Origin of the sequence: Streptomyces cinnamoneus (genome assembly GCF_014650495.1) — a bacterium.
Lineage (GTDB): Bacteria > Actinomycetota > Actinomycetes > Streptomycetales > Streptomycetaceae > Streptomyces > Streptomyces cinnamoneus.
The window spans coordinates 75,293-93,324 of the sequence record NZ_BMVB01000010.1; the positions used below are offsets into that span (position 1 = coordinate 75,293).

15 protein-coding genes are annotated in these 18,032 nt (G+C 72.2%); 3 read left to right on the forward strand and 12 right to left on the reverse strand.

Annotated elements, in window-relative coordinates; genetic code table 11:
• Positions 1 to 50 precede the first annotated feature (50 nt).
• Both IE182_RS32790 and IE182_RS16780 read right to left on the reverse strand, forming a co-directional pair.
• Positions 51 to 635, reverse strand: coding sequence for a Clp protease N-terminal domain-containing protein (locus IE182_RS32790; RefSeq protein ID WP_190110627.1), 585 nt, complete (start codon positions 633 to 635; stop codon positions 51 to 53).
• 2 nt (positions 636 to 637) lie between these two features.
• Positions 638 to 862, reverse strand: a complete 225-nt coding sequence (locus IE182_RS16780; RefSeq protein ID WP_190110628.1) for a helix-turn-helix domain-containing protein — start codon at positions 860 to 862, stop codon at positions 638 to 640.
• Positions 863 to 971: 109 nt separating this feature from the next.
• On the opposite strand from IE182_RS16780, the gene IE182_RS16785 reads away from it, so the two are divergent.
• Positions 972 to 2,447, forward strand: a complete 1,476-nt coding sequence (locus IE182_RS16785; RefSeq protein WP_190110629.1) for an AlkA N-terminal domain-containing protein — start codon at positions 972 to 974, stop codon at positions 2,445 to 2,447.
• Positions 2,448 to 2,460: 13 nt separating this feature from the next.
• On the forward strand, positions 2,461 to 2,955 hold the full coding sequence (locus IE182_RS16790; RefSeq protein ID WP_190110630.1) for a methylated-DNA--[protein]-cysteine S-methyltransferase: 495 nt from the start codon (positions 2,461 to 2,463) through the stop codon (positions 2,953 to 2,955).
• A gap of 18 nt (positions 2,956 to 2,973) precedes the next feature.
• Here the strand turns inward: IE182_RS16790 and IE182_RS16795 are convergent, their stop codons facing one another.
• On the reverse strand, positions 2,974 to 4,653 hold the full coding sequence (locus IE182_RS16795; RefSeq protein ID WP_190110631.1) for a BCCT family transporter: 1,680 nt from the start codon (positions 4,651 to 4,653) through the stop codon (positions 2,974 to 2,976).
• 126 nt (positions 4,654 to 4,779) lie between these two features.
• Here IE182_RS16795 and IE182_RS16800 point away from each other — a divergent pair, with 126 nt between their 5' ends.
• On the forward strand, positions 4,780 to 5,901 hold the full coding sequence (locus tag IE182_RS16800; RefSeq protein WP_373303571.1) for a glycerate kinase: 1,122 nt from the start codon (positions 4,780 to 4,782) through the stop codon (positions 5,899 to 5,901).
• A 922-nt stretch (positions 5,902 to 6,823) separates the two neighbouring features.
• On the opposite strand, the gene pssA is transcribed toward IE182_RS16800, so the two are convergent.
• The 9 genes from pssA to IE182_RS16845 form a co-directional block, all read right to left on the reverse strand.
• Positions 6,824 to 7,675, reverse strand: coding sequence for a CDP-diacylglycerol--serine O-phosphatidyltransferase (gene pssA, locus IE182_RS16805; RefSeq protein ID WP_190110633.1), 852 nt, complete (start codon positions 7,673 to 7,675; stop codon positions 6,824 to 6,826).
• Positions 7,662 to 8,318: a phosphatidylserine decarboxylase gene (locus tag IE182_RS16810; protein WP_190110634.1), complete on the reverse strand. Its 657-nt coding sequence runs from the start codon at positions 8,316 to 8,318 to the stop codon at positions 7,662 to 7,664. The genes pssA and IE182_RS16810 overlap by 14 nt, the downstream gene beginning before the upstream one ends.
• A gap of 181 nt (positions 8,319 to 8,499) precedes the next feature.
• Entirely contained in the window at positions 8,500 to 9,705 is a 1,206-nt protein-coding gene (locus IE182_RS16815; RefSeq protein ID WP_190110635.1) for an acyl-CoA dehydrogenase family protein, read from the reverse strand.
• A 1-nt stretch (position 9,706) separates the two neighbouring features.
• Positions 9,707 to 10,219, reverse strand: a complete 513-nt coding sequence (locus tag IE182_RS16820; protein WP_190110767.1) for a MaoC family dehydratase — start codon at positions 10,217 to 10,219, stop codon at positions 9,707 to 9,709.
• A 5-nt stretch (positions 10,220 to 10,224) separates the two neighbouring features.
• Entirely contained in the window at positions 10,225 to 11,196 is a 972-nt protein-coding gene (locus tag IE182_RS16825) for an HpcH/HpaI aldolase/citrate lyase family protein (protein ID WP_190110636.1), read from the reverse strand.
• A complete protein-coding gene (locus tag IE182_RS16830; protein ID WP_190110637.1) occupies positions 11,193 to 13,205 on the reverse strand; it encodes an ethylmalonyl-CoA mutase in 2,013 nt (670 codons plus the stop codon). Before IE182_RS16830 ends, IE182_RS16825 begins: the two co-directional genes overlap by 4 nt.
• Before the next feature lie 10 nt (positions 13,206 to 13,215).
• Positions 13,216 to 14,553 carry a crotonyl-CoA carboxylase/reductase gene (gene ccrA / locus IE182_RS16835; RefSeq protein ID WP_190110638.1) on the reverse strand — a complete coding sequence of 446 codons (1,338 nt, stop codon included), beginning with the start codon at positions 14,551 to 14,553 and terminating at the stop codon, positions 13,216 to 13,218.
• 374 nt (positions 14,554 to 14,927) lie between these two features.
• Complete coding sequence (locus tag IE182_RS16840) at positions 14,928 to 15,794, reverse strand: TetR family transcriptional regulator (protein ID WP_190110639.1); 867 nt, start codon at positions 15,792 to 15,794, stop codon at positions 14,928 to 14,930.
• A gap of 100 nt (positions 15,795 to 15,894) precedes the next feature.
• Positions 15,895 to 17,733, reverse strand: a complete 1,839-nt coding sequence (locus IE182_RS16845) for a 3-hydroxyacyl-CoA dehydrogenase family protein (protein ID WP_190110640.1) — start codon at positions 17,731 to 17,733, stop codon at positions 15,895 to 15,897.
• Positions 17,734 to 18,032: the final 299 nt, after the last annotated feature.

The following is an 18,032-nucleotide window of genomic DNA, read 5'->3' on the forward strand; positions in this document are numbered from 1 at the left end:
CGCGGGCCGCGCCCGTCGGTCGTGCGGCGACGCCACGCTGCCGACACGGCCTACGCCGCCGCCCGGCCCAGGTCCGCGACGACGTCCGCCCGTACCGCCGCCGTGTCCGTGCCGAGCCGGCGGAAGAGGCCGGCCGTCGCCCGGTCCTCCGTGTCCAGCACGCCGAGCAGCACGTGCTCGACCCCGATCCGGTCGTCCCGGCGCTCCAGCGCCTCGCGCAGCGACCGCTCCAGCGCCTTCCGGGCCCGCCGTGTGAAGGGAAGGTGCCGCTTGCGCTCCCGGTCGCGGCCGAACAGCCGTCGCGTTTCCTGAGCGGGCGGCGGCACGGCGTCCAGCGCCCCCCTCCCGAAGACGTCCTCCGCCCGCCCCCGCACCGCGTCGAGGTCGATGCCGAAGGCCCGCAGCGCCTCCGCGTCGCCCTCGTCGAAGGCGGCGGCCGGTGCCGTGAGCGCCGCCCGGCACGCCTGCGGGGTGATCCCCAGCCGCGCCAGTGTGGCGGCCCCGGGCGCCCGGTCCCGGTGGACCACTGCCAGCAGGAGGTGCTCCGGGCCGATCTGCGGGTGCCGGAGCGAGCGCGCCTGCTCCTGCGCGTCGACCACCACGTCGCGCGCTTCCTTGGTGAACCGGTGGAACATGCCTACCTCCGCGCGTGCTTCTTGTGGACGGCCTGCCTGCTGACTCCCAGCGCGGCCCCGATCTCCTCCCAGGACCAGCCCTGCCGTCGTGCTCCGGCGACCTGGAGTTCCTCCAGACGCTCGACCAGGCGCCGCAGAGCGGCGACCGCCCGCAATCCCACGTGGGGATCCGGGTTCATGGCGGCCTCGGTGGTGCCGACCGCTTCCTTCGCATCCGTTCCGGCCATGCTGTCAACCTAGGATGACATCTCCGGGCTGTCAACCATCATTGACACCGTCATCGCGATGTCGGATTTCCGCGAGCCCCGGCGCCCCTCCGCCCCCGATCCTTGAACCATGCACACCGACTTCGACCGCTGCGTACGGGCCGTCCGCTCCCGGGACGCGCGCTTCGACGGGTGGTTCTTCACCGCCGTCCTCACCACGCGCACCTACTGCCGCCCCAGCTGTCCGGCCGCGCCGCCGAAGGACCGGAACATGACCTTCTACCCCAGTGCGGCCGCCGCCCAGCAGGCCGGATTCCGGGCCTGCAAACGCTGCAGACCCGACGCCGTCCCCGGCTCGCCCCGCTGGAACGAGCGCGCCGACCTCGTCGCCCGCGCCATGCGCCTCATCGGCGACGGCACCGTCGACCGCGAGGGCGTCCAGGGCCTCGCCGACCGCCTCGGCTACAGCGCCCGGCAGGTCGAGCGCCAGCTCCTCGCCGAACTCGGCGCCGGCCCCCTCGCCCTGGCCCGCGCCCAGCGCGCCCAGACCGCCCGCATCCTCATCGAGACCAGCGCGCTGCCCATGGCCGACGTGGCGTTCGCCGCCGGCTTCGCCTCGATCCGCACGTTCAACGAGACCGTGCGCGAGGTCTTCGCGCTCACCCCCACCGAGCTGCGCACCCGCGCCTCGGGCACGGGCGCCCCGGCCGCCCCCGGCACCCTGACGCTGCGCCTGCCCTTCCGCGCACCCCTGTGCCCCGACAACCTCTTCGGCCTGCTCGCCGCCACCGCCGTGCCCGGCGTGGAGGAGTGGCGCGACGGCGCGTACCACCGCACCCTGCGCCTGCCCTACGGCCACGGGACGGTCGCCCTGAGCCCGCGCCCCGACCACATCGCCTGCCGGCTCGCCCTCACCGACCAGCGCGACCTGGCCGGCGCCATCAGCCGCTGCCGCCGGCTCCTCGACCTGGACGCCGACCCCGAGGCCGTCGACGCGCTCCTGCGCACCGACCCCCACCTCGCGCCGCTCGTCGGCAAGAACCCCGGCCGGCGCGTTCCGCGCACGGTGGACGCCGAGGAGCTCGCCGTACGCGCCGTCCTCGGCCAGCAGGTGTCGACCGCCGCGGCCCGCACGCTCGCCGCCCGCCTGGTCGTGGCGCACGGCGAGCCCGTCGCCGTCCCGGACGGCGGCCTCACCCACCTCTTCCCCTCCGCGCAGGCCCTCGCCGCCCTGGACCCCGCGGACCTGGCCATGCCCGCCGGGCGCCGGGCCACCCTCGTTCGCACCGTGGAGGCGCTGGCGAGCGGCGAGCTCGCCCTCGGCGTCGGCAGCGACTGGGCCGGGGCCCGCGACCGGCTCGCCGCGCTCCCGGGCATCGGGCCGTGGACGGCGGAGCTCATCGCCATGCGCGGCCTCGGCGATCCCGACGCCTTCCTCCCCACCGACCTCGGCGTGCGGCGGGCGGCCGCCCGCACCGGGCTGCCCGCCACGCCCGCCGCCCTGTCCCGGCACGCCGCCGCCTGGCGGCCCTGGCGCGCCTACGCCGTCCAGTACCTGTGGGCGGCCGACGACCACGCCGCCGCCCGCATGCCCGCCAGCGTCTGAACGGAACGACACCATGTCCCGCGTCCACACCGTCATCGACAGCCCCTACGGGGAGCTGACCCTCGTCGCCGCCGACGGCGTCCTGTGCGGCCTCTACATGACCGGTCAGCGCCACCGGCCGCCGGAGGAGAGCTTCGGCGAGCGCGACGACGAGGGTCCGTTCCCCGAGGCCGCCCGCCAGCTGGCCGCCTACTTCGAGGGCGGGTCGACCCGCTTCGACCTGCCGCTGCGCCTGGACGGCACGCCCTTCCAGCGGCGCGTCTGGGAGGCCCTGCGGCAGATCCCCTACGGGCAGACCCTCTCCTACGGCGAGCTCGCCGCCCGCATCGGTTCCCCCGGCGCCTCGCGGGCCGTCGGCCTCGCCAACGGCAAGAACCCGGTCGGCATCATCGTCCCCTGCCACCGCGTCATCGGTTCCACCGGCAGCCTCACCGGCTACGGCGGCGGCCTGGACCGCAAGCGGCGGCTGCTGGCCTTCGAGCGCGGCGACGACCAGCGGCTGTTCTAGCCGGGGCCGGCCGGAACGTCAGGAAGCGTCGTCGTTCCCGCGGTCGCGGGCGCTCTCCGCCACCCGCCGCAGCCGTGGATGCCGTACCGGGCCGTGCTCCGAGACGGCCTCGCCGACCATCGTGCGCAGCGCGTCGCCCAGGCCGTGGATCGCGTGGTGCCGGGCCGGGCCGGCACCCGGGTCGGTGCGCAGCTCACGCAGCAGGGACCAGCACAGCGCGAGCATCACCACCACGAACGGCAGCGCGACCAGGATCGTCGCCGACTGCAGGGACGTCAGGCCCCCGGCCACCAGCAGCACGGCCGCGACGGCGGCCATGAGGACGCCCCAGACGACCACCAGCCAGGTCCGCGGGTGGAGTGCGCCGCGGCTGGAGAGGGAGCCCATCACCAGCGACGCGGAGTCCGCGCTGGTGATGAAGTACGTCATCACCAGCGCCATCGCGATCCACGAGGTCAGCGTGGCCAGCGGCAGGGTGTCCAGCAGGGCGAACAGCGACGCCTCCGCGCCCTCCCGCACCGTGCCCGCCATGTCGGCGGCACCGGTCATGTCCAGGCGCAGCGCGCTGCCGCCCATCACGCAGAACCACACCACCGTCGCCCCGCTGGGCACCAGGAGCACCCCGATGAGGAACTCGCGGATCGTGCGGCCGTGCGAGATGCGGGCGATGAACGTGCCGACGAACGGTGCCCAGGAGAGCCACCACGCCCAGTAGAAGATCGTCCAGGCGCCGAGCCACTTCGAGTCGGTGAACGCGCCCGTGCGGGTGGCGAGCGTCAGCAGGTCGTGGAGGTAGCCGCCGGTGGCCGAGGGGACGGCGTTGAGCACGAAGACGGTCGGGCCGAGGAGGAAGACGAACAGCATCAGGCACGCCGCGAGCGCGATGTTGAGGGTGCTCAGCCACTTCACGCCCTTGTGCAGCCCCGAGAAGGCGGAGAGCACGAACGCGGCGGACAGCGACGCGATGATGACGAGTTCGAGGGTCGTGGAGTCCTTGACGCCCGTGGTGATGTTGAGGCCCTTGGAGACCTGCAGGGCGCCCAGGCCCAGGCTGGTCGCCGTGCCGAAGACCGTCGCGAAGACGGCGAGGAGGTCGATGGCCCGGCCCGGCCAGCCGTTCGCCCGCCGTGCGCCCAGCAGGGGGACGAACACCGAGCTGAGCCGGTTGCCGCGGCCCTTGCGGAAGCCGGCGTACGCCAGGGCGAGACCGGCCATGCCGTAGATGGCCCAGGGGTGCAGGGTCCAGTGGAAGAAGGAGTACTCCAGGGCGGTGCGGGCGGCCGCGGGGGAGTTCGCGACGACCCCGGTGCCCGGGGGCGGGACGACGAAGTGCTGCAGCGGCTCGCCGACTCCGTAGAACATCAGGCCGATGCCCATGCCGGCGCTGAACATCATCGCGATCCAGGCGAGGTTGCCGAACTCCGGCTGCGAGCCGTCCGCACCCAGCCGGATGCGGCCGTACCGGCTCACGGCGATCACCACGCACAGCACGAGGAACACGTCGGCCGCGACCACGAACAGCCAGGCGAAGTTGGACAGCACCCAGCCCAGGGCCGTCGTCGACACCCGGTCGAAGGAGTGCTTGCCCAGGGCCGCCCACGCCACCACCGCCAGCACCGCGGCGCCGCCGATGACGACGAGGGGGATGTCCGGGGGTTCGTCCTGCGGTGAGCGCAGCTCGGTGCTCTCGGTGCTCATGACGCCCCACTATGGCCGGGAAACGCCCGATCGGTCGGGCTGGCGCGCCGCCGTCGCGGCATGGGCGGCGCGACGGTCCCCCGGGTAGGGTCGCCGCGGCGCGACCCGGAAGCGAGGGGATGCACGGTGGCGGGAGAGACACGCGTACTGATCGCCGCGGACAAGTTCAAGGGATCACTGACGGCCGCCGAGGTCGCCGAGCACGTGACGGCCGGACTGCGCCGGGTCGCCCCCGGTGTGCGGGTGAGCGCGCTGCCGGTCGCCGACGGTGGCGACGGCACGGTGGCCGCGGCGCTGGCCTCCGGTTTCGAGCGGCGCGAGGCGAGGGTGACGGGGCCGGTGGGGGAGCCGGTCGTGGCCGCGTACGCGCTGCGGTCGGCGGACCGGACGGCGGTGGTGGAGCTGGCCGAGGCGTCGGGGCTGCGACGGCTTCCGCCCGGAGGCGGGGCCCCGCTCTCCGCCACCACCCGGGGCACCGGCGAGCTGCTGCGGGCCGCGCTCGACGCGGGGGCCCGCACGATCGTGCTGGGCGTGGGCGGCAGTGCCACGACCGACGGCGGGGCGGGTCTGCTGACGGCGCTCGGGGCGCGCCTGCTGGACCGCGACGGCCGGCCCGTCGGCCCCGGCGGCGGGGCCCTGGCGGCACTCGCCGTCGCCGATCTGTCCGGTCTGGACCCCCGGCTCGCGCGGACCCGGATCGTGCTGGCGAGCGACGTCGACAATCCGCTGACCGGCCCGCGCGGCGCGGCGGCGGTCTACGGCCCCCAGAAGGGCGCCGGCCCGGCCGACGTCGCCGTGCTGGACGCCGCCCTGGCCCACTACGCGCGCGTGCTGGACGGCGGGCGCCTGGCGGCCGCACCGGGCGCCGGTGCGGCCGGCGGCACGGGCTACGGCGCGCTCGCCGCGCTGGGCGCCACGTTCCGGCCCGGCATTGAGGTGATGCTCGACGTCCTGGGCTTCGAGGCGGCCGTCGAGGACGCCGGCCTGGTCATCACGGGCGAGGGCTCGCTGGACGAGCAGACCCTGCACGGCAAGGCCCCGGTGGGCGTGGCCCGGGCGGCGCACGGCAGACCCGTGGTGGCCGTCTGCGGCCGCCTGACCCTCTCCGAGGAGGCCCTGGCGGAGGCGGGCATCGACCGCGCCTACCCCTTGACGGACCTGGAACCCACCCCGTCCCGCTGCCTGCAGAACGCCGGCCCCCTCCTGCAACAGACGGCCGAACGCATCGCGCAGGACTACCTCACCTGACCACCCCGGCGGCCGGAGCCCGCCTTCCGGTACAGGCCGTCCGGTGCCTGGCCCCCACGGCGGACCGCCCCGCTGTGTGCGCGGGCGGGCGCCCCGGGGTGGCGGGCCGGCCGCCCGCGGCGCTGGCTGGCGCGTGAGCGGGGTGTGGGTCTGCGGTTTCGGGGTGGCGGGGCGAACCAGCCCGGGCGGCGGGCCGGTCGTGGCCCGGCGCGTGCCGGCCGCCGCGGCCTTCGCCTGTGGGGCATCTCGGCTTGTGCGCGGGCGGGGCCGAACCGAGCCTGCGGCTCAGGCGCGACGCGAAGGAACGGGCCGGGGAAGGCGGGACGCCCGCAGCCGCCGGACGCCCGGGCCCCGCGGCCGGACGCCCGGGCCCCGCGGTGGCGGGAGGACCGCGGTCGACGCCCCCGCGGGGCCCGGGCGTCCCGGCTCGTGCACGGCCGGCCGTTTCCCGCCACGCCCGGCCGGCCGGAAACGGCCGTGCCGGATTGCGGCACCCGCACCCCACGAGCCCCCCGGCTCGTCCGTCCGCCCGCCCGGGCGCCCAGGCAGAGCGTGCGGCACCGGGCCGCACGGCCAGCCAGGGCACCGCAACGGCAGGCACCGGGGAAGGCGCGTCAACTGGGTCGGCCGTCGGCGGGAGGCCAGGCACCGGACAGCCTGGTACCGGAAGGCGGGCACCGGGACGGCCGGGTATCGGGGAAGGTGCGGCAACCGAGCCGGCTGGCCGGCGGAAGACCAGGCACCGGACGGTCTGTACCGGAAGGCGGGCACCGGAAAGCCAGGCGCCGGGGAAGGCGCGGCAACGGGACGGCCGTCGGTGGAAGGCCCGGCAGCGGGGCGTCGGGTGCCGGAAAGGCCGGTGGGGGCCCGGGCTGATGCCCGGGCCCCCACCGGCCTTGGTTCCCGTCCCGCGCGGCCAGCGCTACGGCAGCTGGGCCGCCCGCGCCTCGCGGCGGTTGTCGCGGAAGGTGTTCACGCGGCGGGCCGTCGCGAAGAGCGGGATCACCGCGCCCAGGACGACCTGCAGTGCGCAGCCCGTCTGGAGCAGCAGCTCGCCGCCCGGCGCGTCGAACGCCCACGCGGCCAGCAGGCCCATGCTGAGCACGATCCAGCTGAGCATGGCCACCGCCAGCGGACCCCGCGGCTTGGGGTACTCCACGCGGCTCACCATCAGCCACGCCACACCCATGATCGCCAGGAGCGTCGGCACGAACGGCAGCTCCAGCAGCACGATCGAGACCACCGTCAGCGCCCCGAAGGGGCTCGGCATGCCCTGGAAGATCCCGTCGCGCAGCTGCACGCACGAGAAGCGGGCGAGCCGCAGCACCACGGCCAGCAGCACCACGATCGCGGCGACCGCGGAGACGCGCTGGTGGGCGTCGTCGGCGACCATGCCCCAGACGACCACGAAGTACGCGGGCGCCAGCCCGAAGCTGATCAGGTCGGACAGGTTGTCCAGCTCCGCACCCATCGCCGAGCTGCGCAGCTTGCGCGCCACGAGCCCGTCGAAGAGGTCGAAGACCGACGCGAGCAGCATCAGTATCACGGCCGTGGCCGCGCTGTGGCGGGCCATGCCGCCGTCCTCGTTCCCCGTCAGGTGGGGGATGAGGACGCCGGTGGTGGTGAAGTACACCGCCATGAAGCCGCAGATCGCGTTGCCCAGAGTGAGGGTGTCCGCTATTGACAGGCGCGTGGACAGCGGCATGTCGTCCGTGTCGTCGGCGTCGGCCTCGGGGACCCAGGCAGCCTGTGTGTCCGGCTCAACCACGGTCAAGGCGCGTCACCCCTGCCGTGGTGGCCTGACCGACCTCGACCGCGATCTCGACACCCTCGGGGAGGTAGATGTCGACGCGCGAGCCGAAGCGGATCAGGCCGATGCGGTCGCCCTGCTCCACCTTGGTGTCCGCACCGATGTAGGGAACGATGCGGCGGGCGACGGCGCCGGCGATCTGGACCATCTCGATGTCACCGAGCTCGGTGTCGAAGTGCCAGACGACGCGCTCGTTGTTCTCGCTCTCCTTGTTGAAAGCCGGAACGAAGCCGCCGGGGACGTGCTCGACCGAGGTCACCGTGCCGGCCATCGGGGCGCGGTTGACGTGGACGTTGAGCGGGCTCATGAAGATCGCGACGCGGGTTCGTCCGTCCTTCCAGGGCATGATGCTCTGCACCACGCCGTCGGCCGGGGAAATGACCCGGCCCTGGGCGATCTCACGATCGGGATCGCGGAAGAACCACAGCATGCCGGCCGCGAGCGCGGTGGCGGGCACGGCCAGCGCCGCCCATCGCCCGGAGCGGCGGGCCTGGGTGAGGCTGACCGCGGCGGTGGCGACGGTCGGGAGGAGCCACGGCGATGCTCCGCGCGCGAGGCGTACGCCGCGGAGGCTGACGCGTGGTGCAGAGGAAGAGCTGTGGGGCATGGGTGACCTTCGTAGCGGAGGGTGCCGCGTAACGATTGGGGGGACGGCGGCTTTCCGGGGATGCTATCGGTTGGGGGCGGCAACTGGCTAAGCGCCGGGGCCAGTCAGTGGCCGAACGCCGATGACAGGGTGTGATCTTCTTCTCTGTCGAAACACCCCCGAAAGGCTCCGAACCGGGCATTTAACCCTGGATTCGGTACTCCTCCAGTAGCCGCCGCCCGATGATCATTTTCTGGATCTCGGCCGTACCTTCACCGATCAGGAGCATCGGGGCCTCGCGGTAGAGCCGCTCGATCTCGTACTCCTTGGAGAAGCCGTAACCGCCGTGGATGCGGAAGGCGTCCTCCACGACCTCCTTGCAGTATTCGGAGGCCAGGTACTTCGCCATCCCTGCTTCGAGATCGTTGCGCCGGCCCGAGTCCTTCTTCCGGGCGGCATTGACCATCATTGCATGAGCCGCTTCGACCTTTGTGCCCATTTCGGCCAGCTTGAACTGAATCGCCTGGTGCTGGGCAATGGGTTTTCCGAAGGTGTGGCGCTGCTGCGCATAGGCCACACCCAGCTCGAACGCGCGCTGAGCGACGCCGCAACCACGCGCTGCGACGTTGACGCGCCCGACCTCGACGCCGTCCATCATCTGGTAGAAGCCGCGACCGGTGACCCCGCCCAGCACCCGGTCCGCCGGGACGCGCAGCCCGTCCATGATCAGCTCGGTCGTGTCGACGCCCTTGTAGCCCATCTTGTCGATCTTGCCGGGGATGGTCAGACCTGGCTTGACCTGGCCGAACCCCGGCTCCTTCTCGATCAGGAAGGTGGTCATCGACTTGTGCGGGGCCGTCCCCTCGGGGTGGCCCTCGTCCGTCCGGCAGAGCACCGCCACCAGCGTCGACGAGCCGCCGTTGGTCAGCCACATCTTCTGGCCGTTGAGCACGTACTCGTCGCCCTCGCGCACGCCCTTGGACGTGATGGCCGACACGTCAGAGCCCAGGCCCGGCTCCGACATCGAGAACGCGCCCCGCACCTCGCCCGTCGCCATCCGCGGCAGGAAGTACTCGCGCTGCTCCCGGGTGCCGTGCTGCTTGAGCATGTAGGCGACGATGAAGTGCGTATTGATGATTCCGGACACACTCATCCAGCCCCGGGCGATCTCCTCGACGCAGAGCGCGTATGTGAGAAGGGACTCACCCAGCCCGCCGTACTCCTCGGGGATCATCAGCCCGAAGACGCCGAGCTCCTTGAGCCCCTCCACTATCCGGGTGGGGTACTCGTCACGGTGCTCCAGCTCGGTGGCCACCGGGATGATTTCCTTGTCGACGAAGTCACGGACCGTCGCGAGGATCTCCTGCTGGACGTCCGTCAGCCCGTCGGTCTGCGCCAGGCGGCCCATCTCACTTCTCCCGGATGATCGGCTCGGGGCGGCCGGGCTGCTCCCCGCCGCGCTCCTTGATGTACGTGGCGGTGGGCACCATGACCTTGCGGCGGAAGGTACAGACCACCGTGCCGTCCTGCTTGTAGCCGATGGTCTCGACGTACACGATCCCGCGGTCGTTCTTCGACTTCGACGGCGTCTTGTCGAGCACCCTCGTCTCGCCGTAGAGCGTGTCGCCGTGGAAGGTCGGGGCGATGTGCTTCAGCGACTCGACTTCGAGGTTGGCGATGGCCTTGCCCGAGACGTCCGGGACGGACATGCCCAGCAGCAGCGAGTAGATGTAGTTGCCCACCACCACGTTCTTGCCGAAGTCCGTGGTCTCCCCGGCGTAATGGGCGTCCATGTGCAGAGGGTGGTGATTCATGGTGAGCAGGCAGAAGAGGTGGTCGTCGTATTCCGTGACCGTCTTTCCGGGCCAGTGCTTGTAGACGTCACCGACGGTGAACTCTTCGAAGGTGCGGCCGAACTGCATGGTGCTCACGCCTCCGGGATCTCGAACTTGGACGTACGGGTCATCCCGGCCGCGCGGCCCTTGCCCGCGATCACCAGCGCCATCTTCCGGCTGGCCTCGTCGATCATCTCGTCGCCGAGCATCGCCGAGCCCTTCTTGCCGCCCGCCTCGGAGGTGCACCAGTCGTACGCGTCCAGGATCAGCTCGGCGTGGTCGTAGTCGTCCTGCGAGGGCGAGAAGACCTCGTTGGCGGCGTCCACCTGGCCCGGGTGCAGCACCCACTTGCCGTCGAAGCCCAGCGCCGCCGCGCGCCCGGCGACCTCCTTGTAGCCGTCCACGTTCCTGATCTGCAGGTACGGGCCGTCGATGGCCTGCAGGTCGTGGGCGCGGGCCGCCATCAGGATGCGCATGAGGATGTAGTGGTAGGCGTCCGCCGGGTAACCGGGCGGCTGCTCGCCGACCACCAGGGACTTCATGTTGATCGACGCCATGAAGTCGGCCGGCCCGAAGATGATCGTCTCCAGGCGCGGCGAGGCGGCGGCGATCTCGTCGACGTTCACCAGGCCCTTGGCGTTCTCGATCTGCGCCTCGATGCCGATGCGGCCGACCTCGAAGCCCATCGTCTTCTCGATCTGCGTCAGCAGCAGGTCCAGGGCGACGACCTGCTGGGCGTCCTGGACCTTCGGCAGCATGATGCAGTCGAGGTTGGGGCCCGCTCCCTCGACGACCGTGACGACGTCGCGGTACGTCCAGTGCGTCGTCCAGTCGTTCACGCGGACCACGCGGGTCTTGCCCGTCCAGTCGCCGTTGTTGAGCGCGTCGACGATCGTGTGCCGGGCGCCTTCCTTGGCCAGCGGGGCGCAGGCGTCCTCCAGGTCGAGGAAGACCTGGTCGGCGGGGAGGCCCTGGGCCTTCTCCAGGAAGCGGGGGTTGCTGCCGGGGACGGCGAGGCAGGAGCGGCGCGGGCGCAGCCGGTTGACGGCGGGGGAGCCGGTCATGCGGAGACCTCCAGGGGGTCGAGCTGGTTCGCTTTGCGGATCTCGTCGACGATACGGCCGATGATCTCCGTGATACCGAAGTCCTTAGGGGTGAAAACGGCGGCGACTCCGGCCGCCCGCAGGGCGGTCGCGTCGGCCGACGGGATGATGCCACCGACGATGACGGGCACGTCCTCCGCCCCCGTGTGGCGCAGCCTGGCCAGGACGTCGGGGACGAGCTCGGCGTGCGAGCCGGAGAGGATCGACAGGCCCACGCAGTGGACGTCCTCGGCGACGGCGGCGGAGACGATCTGCTCGGGGGTGAGCCGGATGCCCTGGTAGACCACTTCGAAGCCGGCGTCGCGGGCCCGTACGGCGATCTGTTCGGCGCCGTTGGAGTGGCCGTCGAGGCCGGGTTTGCCGACGAGCAGCCGCAGCTTGCCGCTGCCGAGCTCCTCGGCCGTGCGGGTCACCTTCGCGCGGACGGCCGCGAGCGGCGTGCCCGGCTCGGCGGCCACGGCCAGCGGGGCGCTGCTGACGCCCGTCGGGGCGCGGAACTCGCCGAACACGTCGCGCAGCGCCCAGGACCACTCGCCGGTCGTGACGCCGGCGCGCACGCACTCCAGGGTGGCGGCCATCAGGTTCTCCGCGCCGGCCGCCGTCTTCTTCAGGACGGACAGCGCCTCCTGGGCGCGGCCCTCGTCGCGGTCGTCGCGCCAGCGGTGCAGGGCGGCGACGACGCGCGCCTCGTTCGCCGGGTCGACGGTCATGATGGCGGTGTCGAGGTCGGCGGTGAGCGGGTTGGGCTCGGTGGACTCGTAGCAGTTGACGCCGACGATCTTCTCCTCGCCGCCCTCGATCCGGGCCCGGCGCTCGGCGTGCGAGGAGACCAGCTGCGACTTGAGGTAGCCGGACTCGACGGCGGCCATGGCACCGCCCATCTCCTGGATGCGCCCGATCTCGGCGAGGCAGTCGGCGACCAGGGCGTCCACCTTGGCCTCGACGACGTGCGACCCGGCGAAGATGTCCTCGTACTCCAGCAGGTCGCTCTCGTGGGCGAGGACCTGCTGGATGCGCAGCGACCACTGCTGGTCCCAGGGACGGGGCAGGCCCAGCGCCTCGTTCCAGGCGGGCAGCTGCACGGCGCGGGCGCGGGCGTCCTTGGAGAGGGTGACGGCCAGCATCTCCAGCACGATGCGCTGGACGTTGTTCTCCGGCTGCGCCTCGGTCAGGCCGAGGGAGTTGACCTGGACGCCGTAGCGGAAGCGGCGTTGCTTGGGGTTCTCGATGCCGTAGCGCTCGCGGGTGACCTGGTCCCAGATGCGGCCGAAGGCGCGCATCTTGCACATCTCCTCGATGAAGCGGACGCCCGCGTTGACGAAGAAGGAGATGCGGGCGACGACGTCGCCGAAGCGCTCGTCGGGCACCTGGCCGGAGTCCCGCACCGCGTCGAGCACGGCGATGGCCGTGGACATCGCGTACGAGATCTCCTGGACCGGCGTGGCACCGGCCTCCTGCAGGTGGTAGCTGCAGATGTTGATGGGGTTCCACTTGGGGATGTGGTTGACCGTGTAGGTGATCATGTCGGTGGTCAGCCGCAGGCTGGGGCCCGGCGGGAAGACGTGCGTCCCGCGCGAGAGGTACTCCTTGACGATGTCGTTCTGCGTCGTCCCCTGCAGCCTGGTGACGTCGGCGCCCTGCTCCTCCGCGACCACCTGGTACATGGCCAGCAGCCACATGGCGGTGGCGTTGATGGTCATGGAGGTGTTCATCTGCTCCAGCGGGATGTCCTGGAACAGCCGCCGCATGTCACCGAGATGGGCGACCGGGACCCCGACCCGCCCGACCTCGCCGCGGGCGAGGATGTGGTCGGGGTCGTATCCGGTCTGCGTCGGGAGGTCGAACGCGACCGACAGGCCGGTCTGGCCCTTGGCGAGGTTGCGCCGGTAGAGCTCGTTGGACGCCTCGGCCGTGGAGTGCCCGGCGTAGGTCCGCATCAGCCACGGACGATCCTTCTGACGCTCAGTCATTTGGGTGTACTCACACGTTCCTGAAGCGGTTGATGGCGTCGATGTGCTGGGCCCGCATCTCCTCGTCGCGCACGCCCATGTTCTCCTCGGGCGCCAGGCAGAGCACGCCGACCTTGCCCTGGTGGAGGTTGCGGTGCACGTCGTACGCCGCCTGGCCGGTGTCGGCGAGGGTGTAGGTCTTCGAGAGGGTGGGGTGGATCTTGCCCTTGGCGATGAGGCGGTTGGCCTCCCACGCCTCGCGGTAGTTGGCGAAGTGTGAGCCGACGATCCGCTTCAACGACATCCACAAGTAGCGGTTGTCGTACTGGTGGTTGTAGCCCGAGGTCGAGGCGCAGGTGACGATCGTGCCGCCCTTGCGGGTGACGTACACCGACGCGCCGAAGGTCTCGCGGCCCGGGTGCTCGAAGACGATGTCCACGTCCTCGCCGTCGGTCAGCTCGCGGATGCGCTTGCCGAAGCGCTTCCACTCGCGCGGGTCCTGCTCGTGCTCGTCCTTCCAGAAGCGGTAGCCCTCGGCGCTGCGGTCGATGATCGCCTCGGCGCCCATCCGGCGGCAGATCTCCGCCTTCTGCTCGCTGGAGACCACACAGATCGGGTTGGCCCCGCCGGCCAGTGCGAACTGCGTGGCGTACGAACCGAGTCCGCCGCTGGCGCCCCAGATCAGCACGTTGTCGCCCTGCTTCATCCCGGCGCCGTTGCGGGAGACCAGCTGGCGGTACGCGGTGGAGTTGACCAGGCCCGGGGCCGCCGCCTCCTCCCAGCTGAGGTGGGCCGGCTTGGGCATCAGCTGGTTGGACTTGACCAGCGCGATCTCCGCCAGGCCGCCGAAGTTGGTCTCGAAGCCCCAGATGCGCTGTTCCGGGTCGAGCATCGTGTCGTTGTGACCGTCGGCGGACTCCAGCTCCACGGACAGGCAGTGCGCCACGACCTCGTCGCCGGGCCGCCAGGCGTTGACCCCGGGGCCGGTGCGCAGCACGACGCCCGCGAGGTCGGAGCCGATGACGTGGTACGGCAGGTCGTGCCGCTTGCCGAGCGGGGAGAGCTTGCCGTAGCGCTCCAGGAAGGCGAAGGTCGAGACGGGTTCGAAGATCGAGGTCCAGACCGAGTTGTAGTTCACGGAGCTGGCCATCACGGCCACCAGGGCCTCGCCGGGCCCGAGTTCGGGCACCGGCACCTCCTCCACGTGCAGCGACTTGCGCGGGTCCTTCTCCCGGCTGGGGAGCCCGGCGAACATGTCCGCCTCGTCCTTGTGCACGGTCACCGCGCGGTAGGACTCGGGCAGGGGGAGCGCGGCGAAGTCCTCGGCGCTGCTGTCGGGCGCGAGTATCGCGTCCAGGATCTGGTTCACGGATTGCCTCCGGCGAAGCACGTCAGGGAACGGCTTGAGGGAACGTCGGGGGTGGTGCGGACGCGGTGCCGTCGGTCCGGCGGTGGTGCTCGGCTGCGCTGGTGAGCGCGGGGGCCTGGTGACGCAGGCGTGTCCGGGCGCACAACGTGCTTGTGGGGACAGCCGGCACACGACGGTTGTGTCTGCGTGCCGGCCGCCCGGACACCCACAAGGTAGTGGCACCGCGTGCCATGCGACAAGACACTGCGTGCCAACAATTTCTCTCAGATGTCATCCGCAGGGCACATGTGAGCAACGGCGGCCACCCCGAGGGGTGGCCGCCGTTGCTCAATATGGCGATATGGCCGGAAAGCCGGGAACCAGGAATGCGGGGCCTAAGAGGACTTCGCCTTGAGCGCCTTCTCGATCACCCGCATCACCTCGTCCAGCGGCGCGTCCGTGCGGGCCACCGTCACCAGCACCTCGCCCTCCGCCCGCGCCGCCGTCGCGGGGGATCCCTCCGGCCGCTCGCGGCCCGCCCCGATGCCCGCGCCGAACGTCTCCCGCACGATGGCGAAGGCGTGATCGAGCTGCTGCTCCAGATCACCCTGGGCGCCGCTGCGCAGCCAGCGGCGCAGGACGTGGTTGTGGGCCGTGACGACCGCCGACGCGGCGACCTCGGCGAGCAGCGGGTCGTCGTCGCCCACGTGATGGGCGGTCTCGTCGAAGTGACCCAGCAGGTAACGGGTGAACAGCCGCTCGTAGCGGGCCACCGAGGCGATCTCGCGCTCGCGCAGGGCGGGCACTTCCCGGGTCAGCCGGTAGCGCTCGACGGAGACGGCGGGGGAGGCCGCGTACATCCGCATGACCTCCTTGATCCCCCGGCAGACGGTGTCCAGCGGATTCTCGTGCGGCGGCGCGGCGTCCAGCACGCCCGCCGCCCGGACGAGCGTGTCGTCGTGATCGGGGAAGATCGCCTCTTCCTTGGAGCGGAAGTGGCGGAAGAACGTCCGGCGTGCGACCCCGGCCGTCGCCGCGATCTCGTCGACGGTCGTCGCCTCGTAGCCCTTCGTCGCGAACAACTCCATTGCCGCAGCGGCGAGTTTGCGGCGCATGGTGAGCCGCTGGGCGGCGGCGCGACGGGCGCCGGAGGTCTCGGCGGCGCGCTCCTGCGGACCCTTGGCTGAGGTCGGCCCCTTGACTCCCCTGGACTCGGTGGCGGCCCCGCGCGGTGCGCGGGCGGACTTGGCGGGCTGGGACATGTGGGGAACGTAACATGCGTCCGTATGGGTGTGCCGGGGCGGACCTCCCGCGGGTCCGAGCAGTCCGCCCCAGCCCATGCCCGCATCGGGCCCGGTCCGGTCAGACCTTCGCATACTCGCGGAAGCCGCGCCCCGTCTTGCGTCCGAGGCAGCCGGCCGCCACCAGGTGCTCCAGCAGCGGCGCCGGGGCCAGGCCCGGGTCACGGAACTCGCGGTGCAGCACCTTCTCGATGGCCAGGGAGACGTCGAGGCCGACGACGTCGAGGAGTTCGAACGGCCCCATCGGGTAGCCGCCGCCCAGCTTCATCGCCGCGTCGATCTCGTCCAGGGAGGCGTAGTGCTCCTGGACCATCTTGATCGCGTTGTTGAGGTAGGGGAACAGCAGCGCGTTGACGATGAAGCCGGCGCGGTCCCCGCAGTCCACCGGGTGCTTGCCCACCCGGGCGCACACCGCGCGGACGGTGGCGTGCACGTCGTCGGCGGTCAGCACCGTACGGACCACCTCGACGAGCTTCATCGCCGGCGCCGGGTTGAAGAAGTGCATGCCCACCACGTCCTGCGGCCGCGACGTGGCGCGGGCGCAGGCCACCACGGGCAGCGAGGAGGTGGTCGTCGCCAGCACCGCGCCGGGCCGGCAGACCTTGTCGAGCGCGGCGAACAGCTGCTGCTTGACCTCCAGGTCCTCCGCCACCGCCTCGATCGCCAGGTCCACGTCCGCGAACGCGTCGAGGGAGCCGGCCGGGGTCACCGCGGCCAGGGCCGCGTCCGCCTGCGCGTTTGTCAGCCTGCCCTTGGCCACCGCGCGCGCGAGGGACTTCGCGATCCGAGCCGTCGCCGCGTCGGCCTTCTCCTGCGAGCGCGCCGCGAGCACCACCCGGTAGCCGGCCTTCGCGAAGACCTCGGCGATCCCGCTCGCCATCGTGCCCGAGCCCGCCACCCCGACGGCCCGCACCTCGCGCCCGGCCGCCCCCGTCGGGGAGCCGTCCGTCGCGCCCGGGGTGTCGGCGTCCGGCACGACGACGGACGAGCCCGGTGCCTCGTACGCGTAGAAGCCGCGGCCGGCCTTGCGGCCGGTCAGCCCGGCCGCCGCGAGCTGACCGAGGACGGGCGCGGGCGCGTGCAGCCGGTCGTGCGAGGCGGCGTACATCGCCTCCAGGACCGTACGGGCGGTGTCGATGCCGATCAGGTCCAGCAGGGCGAGCGGGCCCATCGGCAGCCCGCAGCCCAGGCGCATCGCCGCGTCGATGTCCTCGCGGGTGGCGTAGCGGGCCTCGTACATCGCGGCGGCCTGGTTGAGGTAGCCGAACAGCAGCCCGTCGGCCACGAAGCCCGGACGGTCGCCCACCGCCACCGGCTCCTTGCCCAGCTCGCGGGCCAGAGCGGTGACCGCCGCGACCGCGTCCGGTGCGGTGAGCACCGAGGAGACGACCTCCACCAGCCGCATCGCCGGCGCGGGGTTGAAGAAGTGCAGGCCCAGGACGCGCTCGGGGCGGGCCGAGTCGGCGGCCAGCCGGGTCACCGACAGCGCGTTGGTGCCCGTCGCCAGGATGGCGGTGGGGCGCACGACCGCGTCGAGGGCGGTGAAGACCTCGTGCTTGAGGTCGTAGTCCTCGGGGACGACCTCGATCACCAGATCGGCGTCGGCGGCCGCGCTCAGCTCGCGCGAGGTGCGGAAGCGGGCGAGCGCCGCCCGGCGCTCCGCCTCGGTGATCCGCCCGCGCTCCACCGCACGGGCCGTGGCGGCCTCCAGCGCGGCGCCGGCCCGCAGGGCGGCGGCGTCGCTGATGTCGATGCCGACGACGTCACGGCCGGCCAGGGTGAGCACTTCGGCGAGCCCGGTGCCCATCGTGCCGAGACCGATCACGGCCACGGTCCGCAGGGAGGGCGCCGACGAGGAGGGGGAGGGGCGGGACGGCTCAGGGGTGGACATACGGTCCATCGCGAGACTCCAGAAGGTGTTCCCCATGCGCGAGGGGAAGACGGCGGTTGGCGGCGGCCCCGGGCAGGGGCGGCGACTGAGGAATTCCGCGGACGGGTAAGGGGCGACCGCGGAGAGGGAGTTGTGCGACCGGCGGGCCCTGTCCCGGGGCCGTGCCGTACTCGTCAATGCCGAACCGACGTCAACGCTGTGGCATCTGCGTCACCAGAACGCCAGAGCGGGGTACTGCTCTTGCCGGGAGATTAACTCACGGGTAACCAAGAGCGCCAGGGGGTGTACGGGCGACTTACGATGTGGCC

Coding starts and splice junctions, on each gene's coding strand:
- IE182_RS16790 (WP_190110630.1), top strand. CDS start 2,461: ATGTCCCGCGTCCACACCGTCATCGACAGCCCCTACGGGGAGCTGACC.
- IE182_RS16845 (WP_190110640.1), bottom strand. CDS start 17,733: ATGGACCGTATGTCCACCCCTGAGCCGTCCCGCCCCTCCCCCTCCTCG.
- IE182_RS16830 (WP_190110637.1), bottom strand. CDS start 13,205: ATGACTGAGCGTCAGAAGGATCGTCCGTGGCTGATGCGGACCTACGCC.
- IE182_RS16795 (WP_190110631.1), bottom strand. CDS start 4,653: ATGAGCACCGAGAGCACCGAGCTGCGCTCACCGCAGGACGAACCCCCG.
- IE182_RS16785 (WP_190110629.1), top strand. CDS start 972: ATGCACACCGACTTCGACCGCTGCGTACGGGCCGTCCGCTCCCGGGAC.
- IE182_RS16840 (WP_190110639.1), bottom strand. CDS start 15,794: ATGTCCCAGCCCGCCAAGTCCGCCCGCGCACCGCGCGGGGCCGCCACC.
- IE182_RS16820 (WP_190110767.1), bottom strand. CDS start 10,219: ATGCAGTTCGGCCGCACCTTCGAAGAGTTCACCGTCGGTGACGTCTAC.
- IE182_RS32790 (WP_190110627.1), bottom strand. CDS start 635: ATGTTCCACCGGTTCACCAAGGAAGCGCGCGACGTGGTGGTCGACGCG.
- IE182_RS16825 (WP_190110636.1), bottom strand. CDS start 11,196: ATGACCGGCTCCCCCGCCGTCAACCGGCTGCGCCCGCGCCGCTCCTGC.
- IE182_RS16815 (WP_190110635.1), bottom strand. CDS start 9,705: ATGGGCCGCCTGGCGCAGACCGACGGGCTGACGGACGTCCAGCAGGAG.
- IE182_RS16810 (WP_190110634.1), bottom strand. CDS start 8,318: ATGCCCCACAGCTCTTCCTCTGCACCACGCGTCAGCCTCCGCGGCGTA.
- IE182_RS16780 (WP_190110628.1), bottom strand. CDS start 862: ATGGCCGGAACGGATGCGAAGGAAGCGGTCGGCACCACCGAGGCCGCC.